The organism is Shewanella sp. ENK2 (assembly GCF_043568515.1).
GTDB lineage: Bacteria > Pseudomonadota > Gammaproteobacteria > Enterobacterales > Shewanellaceae > Shewanella > Shewanella japonica.
Genome location: NZ_CP171406.1, coordinates 3,753,713 through 3,777,625, shown reverse-complemented (window position 1 = coordinate 3,777,625; position 23,913 = coordinate 3,753,713). Strand labels below are relative to the sequence as shown.

Below are 23,913 nucleotides of genomic sequence, written 5' to 3'. Positions count from 1 at the left end.
AGTGCGCTAAATACGCTATCTAGAGACAATAAAGGCGTTGCGACTTCCGAAGAGTTTGAAGTATCTGAAGCACCAGAAAAAAACTTATTATTATGTAGCCGATACCAAAGTTACAAAACCAAGCTGTACCAAAAACAAGCAGACTTTTTACTTCTACAGCGTTACCTGCCGTTTTACGTATGATTTGACTAAGTGCGATACCTAACAGCGCCACAACAGTTAATATGGCAAACGCATAACCAAATTGCTCAAAATAAAAGAATGAAAAACTGGGAGGAATGGTAATAAAGGATTGATGAAACTCATTATCAGACTTTGATTTTTCGTTTGATTTGTAGACAGTGTAATAAATAATGAAAGGTTGCAAAGCCATCAATAGCATTGCTAAATAGTTAATATCCATATCGTACTTCATTCCATTTTATCGATTGTAATCTTATCAAGGTAGTCAATTACCTTAAAATTATTATACTCATTTACACCTACTTGTATAACGCAGTTAACTTAAAAACAAACAAATCACAAAACACTTTCTGAAACAATAATAGAAATCATTAGCCGCTGACACTCAAGTTTACGCTCTTAAATAAAAAGGCCAAGCTGATGAGACTTGGCCTTGTGGGGATTTAGGGATGATGAATCTAGTTAATTGCTATTTCTTTTCAAGTGCGTGTTTAGCTGCATTTTCGCCAGCTTTACGTCCAAATACCACAGTTTCAGCAATAGCGTTTCCGCCTAAACGGTTATGGCCGTGTAAACCACCTGTCACCTCACCAGCAGCAAATAAACCATCCATTTTCCAGCTTTGCAAGTTAAGCACGTTTGCATCGGTATCGACCGCAACGCCACCCATAGTGTGATGGATACCAGGTGCAACTTTAACAGCGTAAAATGGTGCTTTAGTTAAGTTAATTGGCATATCTTCACGACCAAAAGCCTCGTCTTTACCACTTGCTTGATACTTGTTGTAATCAGCTGCTGTTTTAGGTAAATCCTTCATACCTGTTATTTTCGCAAGTTCTTCAATGGTATTTGCTTTACTTAGCATTCCTAAATGCTCGTAACCACGGACCATTTTCTTTTTCTCAACTAACTGCTCGTCAAATACCAACCAAGCATATTGATCTTTTTGCTTCAAAATCGCATCAGATGCACGGTCGCGAGTTGTTAATTCACTGATAAAGCGTTGTCCATCTGTATTCACCATAATAGCGCCCACACCACGCACGGTTTCTGAGATAAGAATACGGCTATCTTTACCAATGGTAGGATGCGCCTGAACCCAGTCAATGTCAGTCATCGATGCGCCAATTTCTTTAGCCAGTAATACACCGTCACCCGTTGCGGTCACGTTGTTTGAGCTGGTCATGTCTTTCATGGTTGGACGATAATAAGCCACCATTTTTTTGTTCATACCGTAGCCACCCGTTGCTAACACAACAGAATCCGCAGCAACCATGTTATAACCAGAATGACGGCCATGCACCACAACCCCAGCGACTGATTTATCGTCATTTAACACAATTTTTTCTATACGAGAGTTAACACGTACAGGAATATCACGCTCTTTTGCTGCAACACGTAAAGTATCAATAATATGTGGGCCAACAGATGCACCACCTGAAGGACGATGAGTACGTTCAACACGTGCGCCTCCAGAACGTTTTAAGTCATCCATATTTGCACCTAAAGACTCAAGCCAAGCAACAGCACCAGCAGACTCTTCAGCTAATATTTGTACCAGTTTAGGGTCGTTTTTATAGCGACCACCTTTCATTGCATCTTCTGCATACCAATCAACAGAATCTTCGATGCCTTTCGCTTTTTGTTGAGGAGTACCGACAGCATTGATACCACCAGCTGCTAACATTGAGTTCCCCCTGTATAAGGTGCTTTTTCAAACAATACGACATTCGCGCCTGCCATTTTGGCTGAAATTGCAGCGTTAAATCCAGCAGAACCGCCGCCAACAACAATCACATCAACCGTTTCTACTGGGCCTTTATCAATGGCTTTTTGGATTTTGTCTTGGTTCCAATCGCCATCCCACTTTTTCTTCTCTTTAGCATCGGCAAATGGCATTTCCATTTCAAAGTTATGGCAGTTATTACAAGTTAGTTCAGGTTTAGCGTGCCCTGTGTGACAAGACGTACAGTTAATGTCGCCAAGATGAGATGCATGAGGATCAAACGCTAACTTGTCATTGACTAAATCAGCATAGCTACCATGGCAGTCCTGACATTGGGCATTTTCATGAGTCTGGCTATCCGTCATTGATTTCTTAATGTCTTTCATCTTTCCAGTGACGTGACAAGTTTGACAATCACCCATTTCAGTATGAAAAGAGGCTAAATCATTTTTTGCAATTGCACTACCAGACGTAAGCATCATCACTGCTACTGCCGAAGCTAAGTATTTAAGTTTCATGTGTCGTTCCTTTATGAGTTTTTTATATCTCGCTTTTTGTTGCAGCAAGATTACTCACTAAGAGGTAGCAAAACTTCGATCTTCATCAAATTTAATATTTGGTTAAGTTTTTATGAAAACCTGTTCAGTTCTCCTTAAACCGCAACAAAAAATAAACAGCTGTGACCCACGTTCAAATAAATAAAATTTGAAATCTCTACGATATTAATCAGCAAATTTAGCAAGCCAAAGTCCGAAAATCTTTTTGATTATTTATACAAATAGAAAAACAGATTAGGCACTTAACAAGAATCACATAATAAAAATTTAATTCACTAATTAACTAAGTCATAACGTTTTTCAAAATAAGACTTATATAAAATTTATTTATAGAACATGGGATTGAACATGAAAAAAACGACATTATCACTAGCACTATTAACAATGTTATCTGCAAGCTCATCTGCTGCACTGGCTGATTCTCCACAATTTTATGGCCGTTTAGAAATGGCACTGACAGAATCGGATAACGGGGCAACAACACAGAATGGAAAATCTGGCACTGTGCTTGAAAATAATTTTTCTAGATTAGGCGTTCATGGCAGTGAAACAATTGCTAATGATATTGAGTTACTTTATCGCGTCGAGTTACAAGTTAACGCAGCAACAAATGAAGGTAATGATGACTTATTCAAACCAAGAAATACCTATTTAGGTTTAAAAACAAATCTAGGTACAGTGTTAGTTGGTCGAAACGATACTGTCATGAAAACCTCCAAAGGTACTGCAGAAGCATTTGCACTAACTAACGCAGCTTATAACCGTATGATTGCAGGCCAAGTTCGTAAAGCTGATGGAATAACTTATTACTCTCCTAAAGTCGCCGATTTAATTACTTTTAATGCAACTTATTTATTGGATGATAATTATGCTGAATATGATGAAAACGGTGCTCGGACTGATTATAACGAGCAACAGTATGCAATAAGTCTTATCGCAGGTGACAAGAAACTCAAAAAGCAGGCTTATTACCTCGCAGCAGCATATAACACTATTGGCGGCGTAGACGCTTATCGAGGCGTGGCGCAGGTTAAACTTGGCAACGTGAAATTAGGTGGATTATTCCAAAATACTCAAAGCCAAGCTTACAGTTATAAAGAAGGTAACTCTTACTTCCTTAGTGCCATATATAATATCAATGGCGTTAATCTAAAAGCTGAAATTGGCAAAGATGAAGCTGGCTTCGGCAAGTATTTTAAAAATAGTGCTGCCTCTTCAAATGAATATAACCGTGCTACTGATGTCGATATTAGTTCGTTTGTAATTGGTGCTGACTACCGCTTCGCGAAGTCGACAATGGTATTTGCTCATTACGCTAAATATGAAGGTGAATATCGGGTTGAAAATACAGGTCCCGTTATTGATTTAGAAGACGACAATATTTTCACAGTCGGTATTAGATACGACTTTTAATGACTTTTAACAGCGCTGGAACCCCTCCCTTTTCTAGCGCTGCATTTTAAGTTAAAAGTTTTTACGAAAACTTGAGCGAGGTTACAAAAAAGACATGCTAATGTCTGATTTTAGGATGGTTTTTAAATACTCAGTTATAATCACTTATATCATTTAAAGACGGTGCATAATTGATGAAAATCACCCTCAAACAATTAACCATTTTTAAAGCTATTCATAGTAATGGACAGATCTCGAAAGCAGCACAAATGCTACATATGTCTGTCCCTGCGGTGAGCATGGCGTTAAAAGAGCTTGAAAGCTCTCTTGGGACTCGATTATTTGAGCGTAGCAGTAACGGACTGACTATTAATGATAATGGTGAGGTCATTTTGCCCTATGCCAATGAGATGCTGTCTAAAGGGACGCAGTTAGAGCAAATGTTTGCAGAACGTAATGCAGTCGGTGGCACAATTAAAGTCGGCAGTAGTAAAACCGCCGGTAACTATATTTTATCTCGTAAAATTCCGCAGTTTAAAAAGCTACATCCTTTGGTTGATATAAAACTGGTTATTAATAACAGTTTAACGATTGAAAAAATGGTCTCAGAAAAAGAGCTAGATTTAGGATTTGTAGATGCCAAACCTGGGCTTAATAACCTTCAGTATGAGCAATGGATTAAAGATAAAATTTGCCTAGTAACAAGTTGTGATAATCCTATTATTAATGAAAATATCACTGCAGAGGTGCTATCAGAACAATTATGGATTCTGGATGAAACCATGTCAGTATCGAGATTACGTAATACACAACTACTGAAAAGCGCTAGAATCAACATTCAGCACGAATTATCAATGAATACGATGGGAGCGATAAAACGCGCGATAGGTACAGGTATTGGCGTCAGCGTCTTGCCATATCTGGCTGTTAAAGAAGAAATAAAGCGTGGTGAAATTGTTGAATTACAATTAGCGAATTGGGATTTTCAACGTAAATATTGGTCAACATACCGCAACGAAGAGCCCCTTACTGCTTTATTGGAAGAGTTTATTAGATTCTGTAACCAATAAGCCTCACTTTTAAAGGTTGCCTGCACGATAATGATCACTCAAGACCCCGTTATTTTTGGCTTATTGGCAACCATTATTGGCTTGGTATTTTTTACCAGTACTTCATCACATCCTATATGGCGTCAAGTATATCGATTTATCCCTGTGATGGTGATGTGCTATGTCCTCCCTTCACTACTTAATACCCTCAATATTGTTGATACCAGCCACAGTCAACTCAACTCCATTTCATCTAATTATCTTATGCCAGCTTGTTTAGCCTTGTTGATAATCAGTGTCGACATTAAAGCAATTTTATTGCTTGGGCCTAAGATTGTTATCTTGTTTTTATTAGGCAGCTTTGGCGTCATTATTGGCGGTCCATTAACCTTATTGTTGTTTTCTTATATCGCCCCAGAGAGTATTAATTGGGTTGGTGCAGATGCGGCTTGGCGTGGTATGGCAACACTTGCTGGAAACTGGGTAGGCGGAACGGCTAATCAACTGGCGATGAAAGAAGTGTACGAAGTCGATGATAATCTATTCGCCATTATGATTTCTGTCAATGTGGTTTACTCAGCAATATGGATGTCATTTTTATTAATTTGTGCCAATCACGCTAAAGCCATTGATAAAACAATAGGCGCTGATGCCAGTCAATTTAATCAACTAGTCAATGTCACTGAAAACGCTTCAAAGACTAAACTGCAACTCCCAAGTTTACATAGCTATATGCAAATTTTTTGTGTTGCTTTTGGTGTAACTGGACTCGCACATTTTGGGGCAGATATACTCGCCCCATTTTTCGCTGAACATTATCCTGCAACTGAAAAATACAGTTTTACCTCTAGCTTTTTTGGGTTGTTATTTTAGTCACCACAGTGAGCGTCATATTATCTAATACTCGAATCCGTCATCTTGAAGATCTGGGCGCCTCTAAAGTATCCACTGTGATGCTTTACTTTCTGATAGCCAATATGGGACTACAAATGGATTTAACCATGATTGATGACTTCCCAATCTATTTTGCTATCGGGTTCATATGGTTAACCATCCATGCACTGGTGGTCATTATTGCGGGGTTATTGATGAAAGCACCGGTTGCTTATATGGCGATGGCAAGCCAATGCTGTATCGGTGGAGCAGCCTCTTCACCTGTGGTTGCAATGGCATTTCATCGTTCGTTAGCACCCGTTGCCATCATGTTTTCAGTATTTGGCTATGCTTGGGCAACATACATGGCGTGGATTTGTGCCGAAATGATGAGAATCACCGCACATTAAATTCATCTAGCAGTTAATCAAGGCCTAAATAAACTCGTGTGGCCTGTTTTGAAGGCTCTGTGATATTAAGCTGTTCAAATATCAATGGCACATTTTTTAATCGTTGATTTGTTGAACTCAACCATGCTCCATAAAGATACTTTAATTTACGCTCTAGCTCTTTATCAGACCCTAGATGTATAAAAGAAGCATACTTTCCTTCAGGTATACAAGAGTAATAAAAATACTCAGAGTCATTGATAGCAGGCCCTATGCGTTGCTTCTCTAGTGTGTTGATACTCACTGCAATATCAATATGCAATTGCTCTGTTGATTTCGGTTTGCTTTGATATACAAAGTTGAATGTTCTACTGCTTGTAGGAGACAGTTGATTGGCTTGACGAAATGCTCTCATCGCCTGAATAGTTTGCGGTAAATACTGTGCTTCAGCCTGATGGCTAATCATTGCGAGATCAATCTTATCAAGTTTACAGTTGTCGACATTCACATCAGCAGCAGTTAAATCATTATGCCCTTCTGATAACGTTTTTAGCGGTTGCTGCTTTTGAAAAAATTGCCCCCAATTAGGTTGACGTTGAAAAGCTTGCGGTGATTGACCAATGGCTTGTGTAAAGTCTGTAATAAAGGCCGTTTCACTTTGATAGCCCACAGACACAGCGACCTCTTTAATTGAAATTGATTTATCAAAGCCTAATTGTTGCCCAGCTTCAAGGTTTCTCAGTAAAGCAATATATTCAGATGATGACGTGTGAAATAAACTCAAAAAAATAAAATCAAAATGATATTCAGGCACCTTAGCAATATCAGACAGTACAGATAAAGCTAGCGGCTTTGACAGGTTTTCATCAATGTGTGCTAACACCTTTTCAAATCTTTGATTAATTGTTTCCATTGACTAAAACTGATTCCTTCTGATTATTGTGCATCTTAATGATTTAACTCGAGTAACGTATTTTACTGTTGAATCTGTTGCCAATTTAAAAAACCGAAATCTGCTAGTGCTAGCATCTGCTTGTCTTCAATCGTATCTCCATAGGCATAAACTGTATCAAAAAGGTCCAGATTAAATTTAGATTTAACACGCCGAGCCTTTTCAGAGCCTGAGCAGTCACCACCTTTATACATGCCGGTTAAACGTTTACCTTTGGTATTTAGTGTCGCACAAATAAGATGATATTGATGTTTTTCGCACCAGGGACCTAAATAAGCATCAAGAGAAGCTGAAACAATAACAATGGTATCACCCTGCGCTTTATGCCACTGCAGACGCTCATAAGCTTGCGACATGACGTGTTTATCGAGTGTGTGTGCGTAGGCAGCACCTTGTTGATAAATTTCTTTCTTATTACGCCCACAGAAAGCAAAAAAACTGACGATAGAACGTGTTCTCGAGCCACCTAATAGTTTACTTTTATACATTAAGATTACTGGGAACAACAATACTGAGCATACTATACGACGCCATTTGGGTGCACTTAAATGGATAAAAGGAGTATAGGTATCGTTTTCGGTGATCGTGCCATCAAAATCGAATAGCGCAATGTTCATGAGCATCCTTCTCATCTAGCTGTAAAATAAAATACATACCAAAAATAATTAAATAAAAACCAAAAAAAGCCAAGGATAACCTTGGCTTTTTAATGTTAATACCCGGTTTTATTCAGCAACTGGGTACTCAATTTTTGCTTTTGATTTAAGCGCAGCAATGACAGAGCGGTAATCAGCTTCACTGTATTGCGGAGCTAAACGTTGCTTAATTGAATCAATAACGTTGCTATCAATCCCTTGTGCAGCATTCACTTTATCAAGTGCAATTACCGCAAAGCCATTCGCTAAAGCTGCTGTATCAAATGATACACTGCTTGCTTCAGGAGCAGGCATTTGGAAAGCCTTCGTCGTAATAGCTTGATCGATATCTTGATTGAATCTGGCTAATTGCGCTTTAGTCGCAATAGTCACATCAGTGATTTCTTCGCCAGCTTTAAGTTTAGCAAGATACTCATTGGCTTTTTCACTCGCCTGAAGGTTCGCTTTATCTTGAAGCAAGCGCGCTTCAATACCAGACTTAACATCCGCTAATGGTAACGTGCCCGCATCTTGATGCTTCAATAAACGGATAACAACCACATGATTAGGAGCAAGTTCAATCACTTCACTGTTCATGCCACTGGTAATCACTTCGTCAGAAAATGCAGTGCGAACTAAATCAGGGCTACTTAGGTTAGCCGGAGCATTGTCACGAGAAAACAACCCAGTCGACTGAACAGTCGTACCTAATGCTTTAGCTGTTTCATCTAACGTATCTGGCACTTCGTAGCTAGTATCAGCAAGAATGCTTTGTAAGCTATAGAACTCATCAACTGCTTTCTTGTTTTGTAAATCAGCAACAATTTTATCTTGAACTTCTTCAAACGGTGCTGCTGCACCAGATTGAATATCAAGTAGCTTAACGATGTGGTAACCGAATTCACTTTTAACAATCTGTGAGTAATCACCTTGTTTTAGTGCAAACAGTGCTTCATCGAATGCTGGGTCCATCACACCTTGCTCGAACCAATCAAGTTGACCGCCTTGCTCTGCACTAAACTGATCATCTGAATCAGTTTTTGCAACTTCTGCAAAGTCTTCACCAGCTTGTAATTTAGCTAAGCTTGCTTCAGCCTTTGCTTCATCAGCACTATCATCACCAGAAGCAAATAGAATATGAGCCGCTAAACGTTTTTCAGCTGTTTGATATTGTTGTTTGTTTTCTTCGTAGTATGTACGTGCTTCATCGACAGACGTATCCATCCCTTTAGCAAGTTCAGCTGCATTTAACTCAACATATTCTAAGCTCACTTTTTCTTGATCCATAAACTGCATCAAGTTGCTATCATAGTAAGCTTTGATCTCTTCATCCGTCACACTTGCCGCAACTAAGTAAGGAGAAGAATCAACGACTAAATAACGAATATCACGAGTTTGGCCTTGAATTTCAGCAAGTTGCTTAGCTTCACCATCCAACACGAATTCACTGCCCACTAACGAAGTCAATAACTGACGACGAGTCATATCGGTACGCATCATGTCACGGAAGCTATTAGTTTGATAACCAAGCTGACGTAATACTGCTAAGTAGCGCTCGTTATCAAACACACCATCGGTTTGGAATGCTGGTTCGTTAACAATCGCTTGTTTAATTTGTTCATCAGAAACACGAAGACCTAAATCTTCAGCTGCTTGAGTCATTAACTTATCAGCGATCAGGCGGTCTAATACGTTCTGCTTGATACCGTTCATGTACGTATCATCAGCAGATAATGCATCAAACATTTCGCCAAGCTGTTGCTCTAAACGGCCACGTTCATTTTGATAAGCTTGTTCTAGTTCATTTGCGGTAATGTCGTCGCCATTAACAACGGCAGCAGCTACATCAGTTGATGTACCTAGGTAACTACTTACACCAGCAAATGCGAACGAAAGGATCACTAACACTAAAATACTTTTAGCGACAACGCCTTGTGAGCCTTCACGAATTTTTTCTAACATCTGAATTCTCGCTTGTTGCGATTAAAAAAATAAAAAGGCGCACCACTTGGGGATGCGCCTTCTTGTAATTTATATGGAGTTATCAGACGCTACCTCGGGTATGACCCAATTCCTCCGATTATTAAAATTAACATTGTTATTCTTAATAATCTTTTCGTAAAAAGCACTGCCAAAACAGTGCTTTTTAACTATGCCTTACAAAAGGCAACGATATTAACTATTCTTAGTTAACAGCGTCTTTTAGAGCTTTACCCGCTTTGAAAGCTGGGATGTTAGCCGCAGCAATCTTAATTTCTGCACCAGTTTGTGGGTTACGGCCAGTACGCTCAGCACGCTGACGTACTTCAAAAGTACCAAAACCAACTAGAGAAATTTTATCGCCTTCTTTAAGTGCTTCAGTAACAGCACCAATGAAAGAATCTAATGCACGGCCTGCGCCAGCTTTAGAAATGTCAGCACCAGAAGCGATTTTCTCGATTAGTTCAGATTTGTTCATGTCATCCCCTTGAATGTTTATTTTCGCGCCGCAACCAAATCCGTCTTTAGAGCGGTCTGCGGAGGCTTTTTTGTTATAAGTTTGATACCACACCAAACTTAGTTGGAAAACCAAAAAATGTACTTGGATACAGCTCAAAGTCAGTTGCGCCAAGGGTTTGGTGCTAACTGACTCTCCACTTATCTAGGCTACCACAGCTTTACAGATTGTTAAGCCCCTTTTTTCATTTTTTTAGGTTCAAAGCAACTTTTTTTGCTAATTAGCTACTTTTTAACCACTTCAAAGCCTTTTACTGGCTTTTCTAAGGCCAATTCAAGTACTTCATCGACCCATCTGACTGGGTGAATCTTAAGATCGGCAATGACATTGGCTGGAATTTCTTCCAAATCACGCTCATTTTCTTTAGGAATAAGTACAACTTTTATGCCGCCACGATGTGCTGCAAGTAACTTTTCCTTCAAACCGCCGATAGGTAGAACTTCCCCTCTTAGGGTAATTTCACCTGTCATGGCCACATCACTCTTAACCGGATTACCCGTTAAGCTTGATACCAACGCAGTACACATTGCAGCACCCGCAGATGGTCCATCTTTAGGCGTTGCCCCTTCAGGAACATGCACGTGGATATCACGTTTTTCGTAAAAGTCACTGTTAATGCCTAATTGTTCAGCGCGAGCACGAACAACTGTCATCGCAGCTTGAATAGACTCCTGCATAACATCACCAAGTGAGCCAGTATAAGCAAGTTTGCCTTTACCTGACACAGACGTCGCTTCAATAGTCAGTAAATCGCCACCAACTTGCGTCCAAGCTAAACCAGTCACTTGACCAATTTGATTATTAGACTCAGCTTTACCGTAATCAAAGCGCTGCACACCGAGGAATGATTTCAAGTTGTCTTGATTCACTTCGACAGTTTTAACAGATTTATCTAAAAGAATCATCTTAACGACTTTACGGCACACTTTTGATAGCTCGCGCTCTAGTGAACGGACACCAGCTTCTCTAGTGTAGTAACGGATCATGCCAATAATGGCGCTATCATCGATATTAATTTCTTTTGGTTTTAACCCGTTTCGCTCGATTTGCTTAGTCAATAAATGCTTTTTAGCGATATTCAATTTTTCATCTTCGGTATAACCCGATAAACGAATTACTTCCATACGGTCCAATAACGGTCCAGGAATATCCATTGAGTTCGATGTCGCCACAAACATCACGTCAGATAAGTCGTAATCAACTTCTAAGTAATGATCATTAAACGCTGCGTTTTGCTCAGGGTCTAGTACTTCAAGTAGCGCTGATGATGGGTCACCACGCATATCTGAGCTCATCTTATCGATTTCATCTAATAAGAATAATGGGTTTTTAACACCCACTTTGGCCATTTTTTGGATCACTTTACCTGGCATAGAACCAATGTAAGTTCGACGATGACCACGAATTTCAGCTTCGTCGCGTACGCCACCTAAGGCAACGCGAACATATTTACGTCCTGTTGCTTTAGCAATTGATTGGCCTAATGACGTTTTACCAACACCTGGAGGCCCTACTAAGCAAAGGATTGGTCCTTTTAATTGTTTAACTCGACTTTGCACGGCAAGGTATTCAAGAATGCGTTCTTTTACTTTCTCTAACCCGTGATGATCGGTATCTAAAATAGCTTCAGCTTTTGACAAGTCACGTTTGATTTTTGAACGCTGACTCCAAGGTACAGACGTCATCCAGTCTACGTAACTTCTTACCACTGTCGCTTCTGCTGACATTGGCGACATCATTTTTAACTTATTAAGCTCAGCTTCCGCTTTTTCTTTTGCTTCAGCCGGCATTTTGGCTTCTTCAATCTTGCGGCCTAAAACTTCAAACTCATCTTGACCTTCATCAAGATCGCCAAGTTCTTTTTGAATGGCTTTCATTTGCTCATTCAAGTAATACTCACGTTGGCTTTTTTCCATCTGCTTTTTAACACGGCCACGAATGCGTTTTTCAACTTGAAGTAAATCTATCTCGCCTTCCATCATTGCCATTAAATATTCAAGACGTTCGCCAACATTGATCATTTCAAGCACTGACTGTTTGTCTTCAAGCTTTAGCGGCATATGAGCTGCCATAGTATCAGCAAGACGGGCAGCTTCTTCAATACCAGTTAAAGATGTCAGTACTTCTGGTGGAATTTTTTATTTAGCTTGATGTAGCCTTCAAATTGGCTAATAGCACTTCGAACCAGCACTTCTTCTTCTTTATCAGCTAACTCTTCAGACGCTAACATTGTTACGTTTGCGACAAAGAATTCATCTTCTTGTGTGTACTCAGTGACTTTAGCACGCTGACCACCTTCAACTAGCACTTTAACCGTGCCGTCAGGTAATTTTAATAACTGTAAAATAGATGCAACGGTACCAATTTCAAAAATATCGTCTTTTGCTGGCTCGTCTAAATCAGCTTCCCGCTGGGCGACCAGTAATATTTGCTTATCTTGTTCCATCGCTGATTCAAGGCATCGAATAGATTTCTCTCGTCCGACGAATAGCGGAATTACCATATGGGGATAAACCACTACATCTCGAAGTGGCAGCACGGGGAGTTCGATATGCGCTTCACGCTCTTGGGTCATAGTTCGATTCCGTTTGATGAATGGATTATATAATCAGTATATTGGGATGTTTCTAAGAGTTTCAATGGGCAATACGAAAAAAGGAGCCCAATGGACTCCTTATTTTTCAACTATTAGCAAAAGCGACGAATTATTGCTCGCCACCAGCAACTTGGTTGTCAGCATTTTCGTAAATCAAGATGGGGGCAGACTCGCCTTTGACGACAGATTCATCGACAACAGCTTTAATTACGCCCTCAACTGAAGGAATATCATACATAGTATCAAGTAAGATATCTTCAATGATTGAACGAAGGCCACGAGCACCGGTTTTACGCGTCATCGCTTTATGAGCAATGGCTTTTAAAGCATCTTCACGGAACTCAAGTTCAACCTCTTCCATCTCAAACAATGCACCATATTGTTTTGTTAGTGCATTTTTAGGTTGAGAAAGAATCTGTACTAGCGCTGCTTCATCTAATTCAGTTAGCGTAGCAACAACAGGTAAACGGCCAATAAACTCAGGGATTAAGCCAAACTTAATCAAGTCCTCAGGCTCAACTTTGCCTAACGTCTGAGAAATAGTGACTTTATCAGCTTCACCCTTAACTTCAGCGCCAAAGCCAATACCTGTTCCAGTTAGCCCACGTTGTTCAATAACTTTTTCTAGCCCAGCAAATGCACCACCACAAATAAATAGGATTTTAGACGTATCTACTTGCAAGAACTCCTGCTGTGGATGTTTACGTCCACCTTGAGGAGGCACAGAAGCAACAGTACCTTCAATTAGCTTAAGCAAAGCTTGCTGAACACCTTCACCAGATACATCACGGGTAATTGATGGGTTGTCAGATTTGCGGCTGATTTTATCGATTTCATCGATATAGACGATACCGCGCTCCGCTTTCTCAACGTCATAATCACACTTTTGCAGTAGCTTCTGAATGATGTTTTCAACATCTTCACCTACGTAACCCGCTTCAGTTAGTGTCGTTGCATCAGCCATAGTAAATGGCACATCTAATGAACGAGCTAACGTCTCAGCTAGCAGTGTTTTACCACTACCCGTTGGTCCAATAAGCAAGATATTACTTTTACCTAGTTCAACACCTTCAATCGGCGTGCCATTGCGTAAACGTTTATAATGGTTATAAACGGCAACTGACAGTACCTTTTTAGCTTGGTTCTGACCAATAACGTAATCATCTAAGTGCTCACGCAATTCGTGTGGTGTTGGCAACTTGTCTTGATCACGCTTTGGCGAGATCTCTTTAATTTCTTCACGAATGATGTCATTACATAACTCAACACATTCATCACAAACATATACCGAAGGTCCAGCGATTAGCTTTCTTACTTCATGTTGGCTTTTTCCGCAAAAAGAGCAGTACAGTAGTTTGCCACTGTCACCGGTACTTTTATTATCGCCCATTACCCTACCTCTGTTGCAGCCTGTTCACTGTCTTTAGATACACTCTCTGTGTATTATTTGTACTACACAGAAACAGTTAAATATTTTTTATACGCTATTCATCACAGAATAGCGTACTCAGGCCTAAAAATCAGCTACGCTTTTCAAAAACTGAATCAACTAAACCATAATCAGCAGCTTCTTGTGCACTCATGAAGTTATCACGGTCTGTATCACGCTCGATAACATCTAATGGTTGCCCAGTGTGTTCAACTAACATTTCATTTAATTTATTCTTAATGCCTAAGATTTCTTGAGCATGAATTGCAATGTCAGACGCTTGGCCTTGGAAACCGCCCAAAGGCTGGTGAATCATGACTCGAGAATTCGGCAAACAATGACGCTTACCTTTGGCGCCACCCGCTAATAAGAATGCGCCCATGCTGCAAGCTTGACCAATACATACAGTGCTTACGTTCGGTTTAATGAACTGCATTGTATCGTAAATTGCCATACCTGCAGTGACAGAACCACCTGGCGAATTAATGTAGATTGAAATATCTTTATCTGGGCTTTCTGATTCTAGGAACAGTAACTGCGCCACGATCAGGTTAGCCATGTGTTCTTCAACCTGACCAACCAAGAAAATTACTCGCTCTTTTAATAAACGAGAGTAAATATCATATGAACGCTCACCTTTAGCAGTTTGTTCAACAACCATAGGTACAAGAGCATTGAGTACAGATTCTGGCGCTTTATGCATTTTATATTTCCCTAAAATAAAAATGGCTCGTATGAGGAACCTCATACGAGCCATTATAAATGGCGAACCGCCAATCAAGTCAAGCGATGGTTACGCTTTACCTGTTGCCTTGTTCATAAATTCTTCAAATTCGACGTCTTTAGTCGTCACTTTCGCAGATTTTAGTAAAACTTCAACAGCTTGCTCTTCAAGCGCTACGTTGCGCATGTTTTGCATAAGCTCTTTGTTGCCATTGTAGTATTCAACCACTTCACTTGGATCTTCATAAGCTGAAGCCATTGAAGCAATAAGACCTTGAACACGTTCGTCTTCAGCTTGAAGCTCGTTAGTTTTGATAACTTCGCCAAGAAGTAAACCAATTTTAACGCGACGCTCAGCTTGCTCTGTGAATAAATCAGCAGGAAGCTCAGGCATGTTCTCAGTTTGGCCACCAAAGCGTTGCATAGCTTGTTGACGAAGAACGTTAACTTCACCGTCTACTAGTGCTTTAGGGATAGTGATTTCGTTAGCTGATAATAAGCCTTCGATAACTTGCTCTTTCACATTTGCTTTTAGCGCTTGCTCAAGTTCACGAGTCATGTTTTTACGGATTTCAGCTTTAAGTGCGTCTAAACCACCTTCAGCGATACCGAATAAAGAAGCGAACTCATCGTTAACTTCTGGTAATTCTGCAGACTGAACTTCAGTAAGTGTAATAACGAACTTAGCCGCTTTACCTTTTAAGTTTTCAGCATGGTAGTCTTCAGGGAAAGTCACTTCGATTTCGAATTCATCACCTGCTTTATGACCGATAACACCAGTTTCGAAACCAGGGATCATACGGTTGCTACCAAGTTCTAATTCGAAGTCGTCAGCTTTTCCGCCTTCAAACTCTTCACCATCAACAGAACCAACAAAGTTCATTTTAACTTTATTGCCTTCTTCTGCAGCAGTTTCAACGGCTGCGAAAGTAGCGTGTTGCTTGCGAAGTGTTTCAATCATAGTGTCAACGTCAGCGTCATTAACTTCCGCTTGTGGTTGTTCAACTTCAATTGCGTCTAGACCCGTTAATGCTACTTCTGGGTAGATTTCAAACGTTGCAACGAACTCAAAGTTTTCGCCTTCAGTTTTACCTGGAGCAAAAACTGGTGCGCCTGCTGGGTTTAACTTTTCAGCCATGATAGCTTCGATAAAGTTGCGTTGCATAACTTCACCAGTGACATCTTGACGAATAGCAGCGCCGTAGCGTTGCTTGATGACAGAAACTGGTACTTTACCTGGACGGAAACCAGAAATCTTTGCACGCTTCGCTTCACGTATTAAATTGTCTTTAACTAATTTCTCAATTTGTTCAGCAGGAACAGAAATTGTTAGGCGACGTTCTAGGCCTTGAGTTGTTTCAACAGAAACTTGCATTGTTTTACCTCGAAATATGTCTGACGTCCTTTGTAATAGTCGAAAGCTCAACTATTAAATATTCGTTTCTTGATTATTAATGTTTACTAATAAAAGCATGATACAGCAGCTTTTCAGCGCTATTACCTGTAGTAATTCGTATTAGATATTTATCAAGACGCGACATTATAGCGACCGATTACAATAGAGTCGAGCCTGAAAATGCGGTTATATGGGGATTTTAGACATAAAAAAAGCGACCTAAGGTCGCTTTCTCTACAATCGTGCAATTTTAATGCATAATTTGGGGTGACTGATGGGGCTCGAACCCACGACAACCGGAATCACAATCCGGGGCTCTACCAACTGAGCTACAATCACCATAATTTGGTACGCCACTCAGGATTCGAACCTGAGACCCACGCCTTAGAAGGGCGTTGCTCTATCCAGCTGAGCTAGTGGCGCTTGGCTTACATACTTATTTTGTATACCTGCTAGATAAATAGTAAACTGATTTGGTTTTCAGTTTAACTTTCCCAGCTTATTCATAAAGCGTTAACTTTACAAATAGAAATTTGGTCGGTGATAGAGGATTCGAACCTCTGACCCTCTGCTCCCAAAGCAGATGCGCTACCGGGCTGCGCTAATCACCGAGAAGTCTTGCTAATCAAGGTTTATGCATTAACTTAATGCCTTAACTGCGAGAACGGAGCGCATATTAACGAGTCACTTTACTATCGTCAACGATTTTTTTTACAAACTTGTTCAGCTGCTGTTTTTACACACAAAAAATTCTGTTTTCAATAAATCACTAAGTCAATAATCATGACAGAACTATGGCTGACTGATAGAATACGCCTCGTTAAAATTCATATATCATCGCGCCATATAAAGGAAACTATACCCCCATGACTGCCCAAAATATTGATGGCAAAGCGATCGCACAATCTATTCGTAGCACGTTAAAAGAAAAAGTGCTGGAACGCAAAACTGCTGGCAAGCGTATTCCGGGCCTCGCGGTTATCCTAGTCGGCGCTGATGCAGCGTCTCAAGTTTATGTAGGTAGTAAACGCCGCGCTTGTGAAGAAGTTGGCTTCGAATCTTACTCATATGACCTTGAAACAAGTACAACTGAAGCAGAACTATTAGCCTTAATCGATCAATGTAATGAAGATCCTAAGATTGATGGAATTTTGGTACAACTTCCCTTACCCGCTCATATTGAAGATTCAAAAGTGATTGAGCGTATCAGACCTGATAAAGATGTTGATGGGTTTCACCCTTATAATGTTGGCCGCTTAGCACAACGTATTCCTGTATTACGTTCATGTACGCCAAAAGGCATCATTACCTTAATAAAATCTACGGGCGTAGATACCTATGGCTTGGATGCAACCATTGTTGGCGCTTCAAACATTGTTGGCCGCCCTATGACACTTGAATTACTCCTAGCGGGTTGCACTACAACAACTTGTCATCGTTTTACAAAAAATCTAGAACAAAAAGTACGTCAAGCTGATTTACTGGTTGTCGCTGTAGGAAAGCCAGGCTTTATTCCAGGAGAGTGGATTAAGCCTGGTGCCATAGTTATTGATGTAGGGATTAACCGACTTGAAGATGGTCGTTTAGTTGGTGACGTTGAGTTTGATATTGCAGCAGAAAAAGCTGCGTTCATTACACCGGTACCTGGCGGTGTTGGCCCAATGACAATCGCAAGTCTACTTGAAAATACGCTTTATGCTGCCGAACAGTATCACGATTAACTGTAAATGCTTAATAATTAAGCTTGCTTTGTTTTGACTCAAAGCCTACTGATAATAAGCCTATAAACAAAAAAGCCTGCTAAAAATAGCAGGCTTTTTTATCACAAGGACTTAACTACGACTTCTTTCGCCAAGTTGTGCCTTCTTCACCGTCTTCAAGTACGACATTTAATGCATTTAGTCTATCGCGAGCAGCGTCAGCAGCTGGCCAGTCTTTCTCTGCACGGGCTCGATTACGCTCAACTATCAGCGCTTCTATCTCTGCCACTTCATCATCGCTACCGTCACCTTGGAAGAATGCATCAACATCACGGTTGATAATACCCAACACATCTGTCAGTGACTTAAGGCTCACACCCAATGCACTTGCCTGAGCCATATCCACCAATTTCAAGCGGTTAATTTCACGCACCATATCAAAGATTACAGAGTAAGCTTCTGGTGTATTAAAGTCATCGTCCATTGCTACAGTAAATTTATTAATAAATTCTGTAGCTGGTGCTGCCTCAACCGTAAGGTCAAGCCCTTTAAGTGAAGTATAAATACGTTCAAGAGCCGATTTGGCTTGTTTTAAATTGTCTTCTGAATAGTTCAATTGACTGCGGTAATGACCTGACAATAAGAAATAACGTACTGTTTCAGGATCATAATGGGCTAATACATCACGAATAGTGAAAAAATTACCTAATGACTTGGACATTTTTTCTTTATCAACCATGACCATGCCAGTATGCATCCAGTAATTCACGTATTGTGAACCGTGGGCACAGCAAGACTGAGCAATCTCATTTTCATGGTGTGGGAACTGCAAGTCACTGCCACCACCATGGATGTCAAAATGCTCGCCTAAATGCTTACTGTTCATCGCAGAACATTCGATATGCCATCCAGGACGACCTGGTCCCCATGGCGACTCCCAAGTAGGTTCTCCTGGCTTTGACATTTTCCACAATACGAAATCCATAGGATCACGCTTTGTATCTTCAACTTCTACTCGTGCGCCAGCTTGTAATTGCTCAAGATTTTGACCAGATAAACGTCCATACTCAGGAAATGAAGAAACGCTAAATAGCACATCGCCACTTTCAGATACGTAAGCATGATCTTTAGCAATCAGCTTTTGAACCATCTCGATGATTTCTTCGATATGTAACGTTGCTCTTGGCTCAAAATTAGGTCGCATCATGTTCAATGCATCAAAATCATTATGCATTTCACCAATTAATCGCTCAGTTAACGAATCACAACTTTCATTGTTTTCAGCGGCACGCTTAATAATCTTGTCATCAACATCGGTGATATTACGCAGGTAATTCACTTCGTAGCCGCGGTAACGTAAATAACGAACGATCATATCGAAAGAAACAAAAGTACGACCATGGCCAATATGACATAAATCGTAGATGGTGATACCACATACATACATGTCAATTTTTCCAGGGTTAATCGGCTTAAATTCTTGCTTATCACGACTCATACTATTGTAAATTTTCAACATCGATGGTTCTCTTTTACTCGTTTTGATACCAATATAATTGGGATAAAGTCTATCATGAGCAATACTGTTTTGAATACTGCACTTTAAGCCTCACGTTAGATAAGTTAGAATCCCGCAACAATTTTTATCAAGGTATTTTAATATGATCACTTTACACACCAATATGGGCGACATTAAAGTTGCACTAAATACAGAAAAAGCGCCTTTAACTTCTGAAAACTTCATGCAGTACGTTAAAGATGGTTTTTATGATGGGACGATTTTTCACCGTGTAATTGATGGTTTCATGGTTCAAGGTGGTGGATTTACCGAAGACATGGTTCAGAAAACTCCTAAAGCAGCGATTAAGAACGAAGCGAATAACGGTTTATCAAACAAGATTGGTACTCTTGCTATGGCTCGTACTTCAGATCCTCATTCTGCTACAGCACAATTCTTTATCAACGTCAGTGACAACACTTTCTTAGATTTCAAAGCAGAAACAGGCCAAGGCTGGGGTTACTGTGTGTTTGCTGAAGTTGTTGAAGGTTTAGACATCGTTGAAAAAATTAAAGGTGTCAGCACTGGCAACCGTGGCATGCATCAAGACGTGCCATTAGAAGCTGTGGTTATCAACAGTGTAAGCGTGGCTGAATAAACGCTAGTGCATACTGTATTTATGGGCGATTTGCATTTAAGTGCAGATCGTCCTGATATTTCCAAAGCCTTCATTGAATATCTCAACTCAGACCTCTCTGAGGTTGAAGCTTTATATATTATCGGTGATTTATTTGAAGTATGGACCAGTGATGATATTGCTGAGCCGTATACCGATGAAATAGCCGCACATATTAAATCAGTCTCAACCAAACTGCCTGTTTACTTCATCCATGGCAATCGTGACTTTATGATAGGTAATGAGTTTGCTTGTCGCTCTGGGATGATTTTATTGCCAGAAATTAACATACTTAATTTATATGGCATTCAAACCGTGGTTCTTCACGGCGATAGTCTATGTACATTAGATAAAGCCTATCAACGTTTTCGACGCTTTCGTAATTCTACTATTGTAAAGTGGATTTATCGTCACCTTCCTAAATCGACTAGACAAAAAATTGCTGCAAACATAAGACAAAAAAGTCGAAACAGTAACCAACAAAAAACCTACGAGATTATGGATGTTGAACCATCAGCGGTTAGTGAATTATTGACTAAAACCAATACAACTCGCATGATCCACGGCCATACTCACAGACCTGCAATTCATGAACTCGACAATCATAAACAGCGTATCGTCGTCGGCGATTGGTACGAACAAGGCAGTATTCTTATCATAAAAAAAGACAGTGCGATGTTACAACAACTGCCTTTTACAACTCAGCGATAGTCAATACAGGCCTTAATTCGGCTCAATTCAAGATATTTAAGATTAATGCGTTAATTCGAGACTAGATTATGTGGTACACCACTATGAAACTTGAAGTCTTCATCATTCGATTGAATAAGCTCTGCTTCAACATTTGCAAAATATGCTACTCGTTCATTGATATCAGTTTTACTTATAGTTTGCGCTAAAGATAAATAGTCCTGATAATGACGGGCTTCTGAACGTAACAAAGAAATATAAAACCTTTCCAAATCTGCATCTAAATAGGGTGCGATTTTAGCGAAACGTTCGCAAGAACGCGCTTCAATAAATGCCCCTATGATTAATTTATCAACGAGCGCGTCAGGTTCAAAAGTTTTCACATGCTTCATCATTCCTTTCGCATATCGCCCAGCTTCTAATAATTCATAAGGAATGTTTTTCGCATCCATGAGTTCTAACACTTGATAGAAGTGATGTAATTCCTCCTTAATCAGCAGCACCATTTTATCCACTAAATCTTGGCCGTAGTCACAATCAGCTCTGACCGTAACTTGCTTTGAAATATTACTTTTACCTGTAAGTGTCTCTAAGGACCCTTGCTTTTTATAAGCAAATTCTTCGTAAGGCTTGATCCACCCACTAAGCTGGGTTGCGCTGTCTTTATCTACGGCGTATTTGCGAATTAAAAACATAGCACTTTGAGCGGCTTTTAATTCACATAGTAAGTGATCTCTTAAAAGCAAAGACAAGTTTTCAGGCTTTTTGGCTTCATCTACCCATAACTGTGGTGTATCACATTTTAAAAACGCCTTAATTGGCTCAAGTAATTGCTGCATGAATGATTTAAGTAGTCGACTGGATTTGCAGCTATTTTACCTGTAATAGCAAGATTTCTACAGATAAAAGCGTATTAGAGCTTGACGAATGGATGCTTATGTTCAATAAATAGTCTATACATCTTCGTAACAATAGTTGCTAAAGTTGTATTTCGATTGCCTTTAATGGATAAACTTCTATAGGGATGAAGTTATTATTGGCTTAAATCACTCAAAAAGCAGAGTCATTTAAGCTGGTATGTGTGGGACTGATTAAGGCGATTGATATATGGGGCTATGATCAGTTCGTCTGAAGTTTGGCGAGCTATGTATGAATGCTAAACAAGGATAATAACAATGATATTAAATCACTTAATGGGGCTATACACTCATCCAAAGGAAGAGTGGAAGACAATTGAACGCAATCACGAAGCTGTAAAAAGCAGTCTAAGTCATATTTTACTTATCGCTTTAATTCCTTCTGTATGTAGCTATATTGCTACTGCCTACATTGGCTGGCATCCAGCTAATGGTGAACCTTTATTTTTAACACCGCAAAGCGCAATGTTCATGTCTGTCGGTATGTATTTTGGCTTAATCGGTGGCGTGCTTGCACTTGCCTACCTATCTTATTGGATGGCAAAAACATTCGATGCCACGCCAACCTTTACTCAAGCGTTGGAGCTGGCCGCCTACACTGCGACACCTTTATTTATGGTAGGTATTTCAGTACTTTATCCAGTGCTATGGTTTATTATGCTCGTTGGCTTAGCAGGCTTAGCTTACTCTGTTTATCTGCTATATGCCGGAGTCCCGATCATAATGAATATCCCGGAAGAAAAAGGCTTTATTTACGCAAGCTCAGTAGTGACTGCGGGCTTGGTATTATTAGTTGGTCTAATGGGTAGTAGTGTTATTCTTTGGAGCATGGGTTTCGGCCCAATGATGCAATAGTCACAAATCGACTATAATTAAAGGCGCATTGGCGCCTTTTTTATTGTGTGGATAAAACATTAGTTTATTCGCTTGAGAATGCGTCGCTCTTAATTGCCATGTAATAGACGATCAATTTTTATCTATAGCGGCACAATAAGCCCTATCGTTAAGGGAACACATGACTAAAAATACTTACCAAAAAATTCTGTTTGTCGCACTGTTGTTGTTTGGACTTTTCGCCATTAATTATTGGGTAAAATCCTCAACCGATGAAGGAAGGGTTCAGTCTGAAATTAAGCCAACAACTTCAAATTCAAAACCTGTTGCTGAAACGACATCGGTTCAATCAAAATCGGTGCAATCAAAATCACATCAATCAGCCAAAGACATTAGCTTAAATTCATTAGATGAACTAATTAGCCTTTTTGACTCACTTAATTACAATACCGAAAGCTGGAAAGCGGGTGTACGAGAAGTCCCTCGCCTAACCTTTGAGCGAGTCAGTGAGAAGTGGCAGCAAACGTCCAATGAAATTCCAGTGCAGATGAAAAAGATGGTATTTTTCAGATTAATGGCGCCACTGATTTTAATCAGTAATGAGAACATTCTTAACGAACGACAAACTGTCGAGCAAGCTTCACTTGATGATAAATCACTCATCGATATCGCAGTTAAATATAAAGTAATCACTGACCAAGACAGTGCACTAACAGAAGAACAAAGACAGCAATTATTAAAGCGCGTCGATATCATGCCGCCATCGCTTGTATTAGCTCAAGCTGCAGAAGAAAGTGGTTGGGCAACATCCCGGTTTACCGTTGAAGGTAATGCCTTTTTCGGACAGTGGGATTTTAGTGGTAACGGAATGATCCCTAAGCAGCAACGAAAAGAGTTAGGAAACTATGGTCTAGCAAGGTTTGATACACCGCAAGCTTCTGTAGAAGGATATATGCTAAATATTAACACTAACGCAGCCTATATTAAGCTTAGAGAGCTTAGACGAGATTTAAGAGCCGATGACCAACCTATTACGGGAATACAATTGGCTTCTACGCTAGATAAATATTCAGAACGCGGGCAAGCTTACATTGACGGCATACAGCAGATGATTCGTTATAATAAATTAGATCAAGTTGATGAAGCCTACTTGAGCAATGACAGACCATTACACTTGATTTCATCCAATCAATAATACCCT

21 protein-coding genes, 3 tRNA genes and 1 pseudogene are annotated in these 23,913 nt (G+C 39.9%); 9 read left to right on the top strand and 16 right to left on the bottom strand.

Annotated elements, in window-relative coordinates; genetic code table 11:
* Positions 1-19: 19 nt before the first annotated feature.
* The 3 genes from ACGEDC_RS16575 to ACGEDC_RS16565 all read right to left on the bottom strand — a co-directional run bounded on the left by ACGEDC_RS16575 (position 20) and on the right by ACGEDC_RS16565 (position 2,427).
* Positions 20-403, bottom strand: a complete 384-nt coding sequence (locus ACGEDC_RS16575; protein ID WP_394494550.1) for a hypothetical protein — start codon at positions 401-403, stop codon at positions 20-22.
* A 249-nt stretch (positions 404-652) separates the two neighbouring features.
* Positions 653-1,870 (bottom strand): flavocytochrome c, encoded by a 1,218-nt coding sequence (locus tag ACGEDC_RS16570; RefSeq protein WP_394494548.1) that lies wholly within the window; start codon positions 1,868-1,870, stop codon positions 653-655.
* Positions 1,864-2,427 carry a cytochrome c3 family protein gene (locus tag ACGEDC_RS16565; RefSeq protein WP_394494546.1) on the bottom strand — a complete coding sequence of 188 codons (564 nt, stop codon included), beginning with the start codon at positions 2,425-2,427 and terminating at the stop codon, positions 1,864-1,866. The genes ACGEDC_RS16570 and ACGEDC_RS16565 overlap by 7 nt, the downstream gene beginning before the upstream one ends.
* Positions 2,428-2,814: 387 nt before the next feature.
* Between ACGEDC_RS16565 and ACGEDC_RS16560 the strand changes: the two genes are divergently transcribed.
* From ACGEDC_RS16560 to ACGEDC_RS16545, 4 genes are all read left to right on the top strand, one after another.
* On the top strand, positions 2,815-3,879 hold the full coding sequence (locus ACGEDC_RS16560; protein ID WP_394494544.1) for a porin: 1,065 nt from the start codon (positions 2,815-2,817) through the stop codon (positions 3,877-3,879).
* A gap of 173 nt (positions 3,880-4,052) precedes the next feature.
* Positions 4,053-4,928, top strand: coding sequence for a LysR family transcriptional regulator (locus tag ACGEDC_RS16555; RefSeq protein WP_394494542.1), 876 nt, complete (start codon positions 4,053-4,055; stop codon positions 4,926-4,928).
* A gap of 30 nt (positions 4,929-4,958) precedes the next feature.
* The gene (locus ACGEDC_RS16550) at positions 4,959-5,780 is read left to right on the top strand and encodes a DUF819 domain-containing protein (protein ID WP_394494537.1); all 822 of its coding nucleotides are present in this window, start codon (positions 4,959-4,961) and stop codon (positions 5,778-5,780) included.
* Positions 5,781-5,788: 8 nt separating this feature from the next.
* Entirely contained in the window at positions 5,789-6,190 is a 402-nt protein-coding gene (locus ACGEDC_RS16545) for a DUF819 family protein (RefSeq protein WP_394494535.1), read from the top strand.
* 13 nt (positions 6,191-6,203) lie between these two features.
* Here ACGEDC_RS16545 and ACGEDC_RS16540 read toward each other — a convergent pair whose 3' ends face one another.
* The 11 genes and pseudogenes from ACGEDC_RS16540 to ACGEDC_RS16490 all read right to left on the bottom strand — a co-directional run bounded on the left by ACGEDC_RS16540 (position 6,204) and on the right by ACGEDC_RS16490 (position 17,008).
* Positions 6,204-7,082, bottom strand: coding sequence for an AraC family transcriptional regulator (locus ACGEDC_RS16540; RefSeq protein WP_394494533.1), 879 nt, complete (start codon positions 7,080-7,082; stop codon positions 6,204-6,206).
* 62 nt (positions 7,083-7,144) lie between these two features.
* Complete coding sequence (locus ACGEDC_RS16535) at positions 7,145-7,738, bottom strand: HAD-IB family hydrolase (protein ID WP_394494531.1); 594 nt, start codon at positions 7,736-7,738, stop codon at positions 7,145-7,147.
* A 108-nt stretch (positions 7,739-7,846) separates the two neighbouring features.
* Complete coding sequence (locus ACGEDC_RS16530) at positions 7,847-9,718, bottom strand: SurA N-terminal domain-containing protein (RefSeq protein ID WP_394494529.1); 1,872 nt, start codon at positions 9,716-9,718, stop codon at positions 7,847-7,849.
* Between the two features lie 223 nt (positions 9,719-9,941).
* The gene (locus ACGEDC_RS16525) at positions 9,942-10,214 is read right to left on the bottom strand and encodes an HU family DNA-binding protein (RefSeq protein WP_055023877.1); all 273 of its coding nucleotides are present in this window, start codon (positions 10,212-10,214) and stop codon (positions 9,942-9,944) included.
* Between the two features lie 263 nt (positions 10,215-10,477).
* Positions 10,478-12,828: pseudogene (lon, locus tag ACGEDC_RS16520) on the bottom strand (endopeptidase La).
* A 130-nt stretch (positions 12,829-12,958) separates the two neighbouring features.
* Positions 12,959-14,239 (bottom strand): ATP-dependent protease ATP-binding subunit ClpX, encoded by a 1,281-nt coding sequence (clpX, locus tag ACGEDC_RS16515; RefSeq protein WP_055023879.1) that lies wholly within the window; start codon positions 14,237-14,239, stop codon positions 12,959-12,961.
* A gap of 130 nt (positions 14,240-14,369) precedes the next feature.
* A complete protein-coding gene (gene clpP / locus ACGEDC_RS16510; protein ID WP_394494526.1) occupies positions 14,370-14,981 on the bottom strand; it encodes an ATP-dependent Clp endopeptidase proteolytic subunit ClpP in 612 nt (203 codons plus the stop codon).
* Positions 14,982-15,071: 90 nt separating this feature from the next.
* Positions 15,072-16,376, bottom strand: coding sequence for a trigger factor (gene tig, locus ACGEDC_RS16505; RefSeq protein WP_282167200.1), 1,305 nt, complete (start codon positions 16,374-16,376; stop codon positions 15,072-15,074).
* 284 nt (positions 16,377-16,660) lie between these two features.
* Positions 16,661-16,736: transfer RNA gene (locus ACGEDC_RS16500), tRNA-His, on the bottom strand.
* Between the two features lie 7 nt (positions 16,737-16,743).
* Positions 16,744-16,820, bottom strand: a tRNA-Arg gene (locus ACGEDC_RS16495).
* Positions 16,821-16,931: 111 nt separating this feature from the next.
* Positions 16,932-17,008, bottom strand: a tRNA-Pro gene (locus ACGEDC_RS16490).
* Positions 17,009-17,263: 255 nt separating this feature from the next.
* On the opposite strand from ACGEDC_RS16490, the gene folD reads away from it, so the two are divergent.
* A complete protein-coding gene (gene folD / locus ACGEDC_RS16485; RefSeq protein ID WP_080915429.1) occupies positions 17,264-18,118 on the top strand; it encodes a bifunctional methylenetetrahydrofolate dehydrogenase/methenyltetrahydrofolate cyclohydrolase FolD in 855 nt (284 codons plus the stop codon).
* A 115-nt stretch (positions 18,119-18,233) separates the two neighbouring features.
* On the opposite strand, the gene cysS is transcribed toward folD, so the two are convergent.
* A complete protein-coding gene (gene cysS / locus ACGEDC_RS16480; RefSeq protein WP_394494523.1) occupies positions 18,234-19,616 on the bottom strand; it encodes a cysteine--tRNA ligase in 1,383 nt (460 codons plus the stop codon).
* Positions 19,617-19,758: 142 nt separating this feature from the next.
* Between cysS and ACGEDC_RS16475 the strand changes: the two genes are divergently transcribed.
* Positions 19,759-20,253: a peptidylprolyl isomerase gene (locus ACGEDC_RS16475; protein ID WP_055023884.1), complete on the top strand. Its 495-nt coding sequence runs from the start codon at positions 19,759-19,761 to the stop codon at positions 20,251-20,253.
* Between the two features lie 6 nt (positions 20,254-20,259).
* A complete protein-coding gene (locus tag ACGEDC_RS16470; protein ID WP_394494521.1) occupies positions 20,260-20,982 on the top strand; it encodes a UDP-2,3-diacylglucosamine diphosphatase in 723 nt (240 codons plus the stop codon).
* Between the two features lie 50 nt (positions 20,983-21,032).
* Here ACGEDC_RS16470 and miaE read toward each other — a convergent pair whose 3' ends face one another.
* Positions 21,033-21,800 (bottom strand): tRNA isopentenyl-2-thiomethyl-A-37 hydroxylase MiaE, encoded by a 768-nt coding sequence (gene miaE / locus ACGEDC_RS16465; RefSeq protein WP_394494519.1) that lies wholly within the window; start codon positions 21,798-21,800, stop codon positions 21,033-21,035.
* Positions 21,801-22,136: 336 nt separating this feature from the next.
* On the opposite strand from miaE, the gene ACGEDC_RS16460 reads away from it, so the two are divergent.
* Together ACGEDC_RS16460 and ACGEDC_RS16455 are read left to right on the top strand one after the other, a co-directional pair.
* A complete protein-coding gene (locus ACGEDC_RS16460; RefSeq protein WP_055023887.1) occupies positions 22,137-22,733 on the top strand; it encodes a Yip1 family protein in 597 nt (198 codons plus the stop codon).
* Positions 22,734-22,893: 160 nt separating this feature from the next.
* Positions 22,894-23,907 carry a glucosaminidase domain-containing protein gene (locus ACGEDC_RS16455; protein ID WP_394494518.1) on the top strand — a complete coding sequence of 338 codons (1,014 nt, stop codon included), beginning with the start codon at positions 22,894-22,896 and terminating at the stop codon, positions 23,905-23,907.
* Positions 23,908-23,913: the final 6 nt, after the last annotated feature.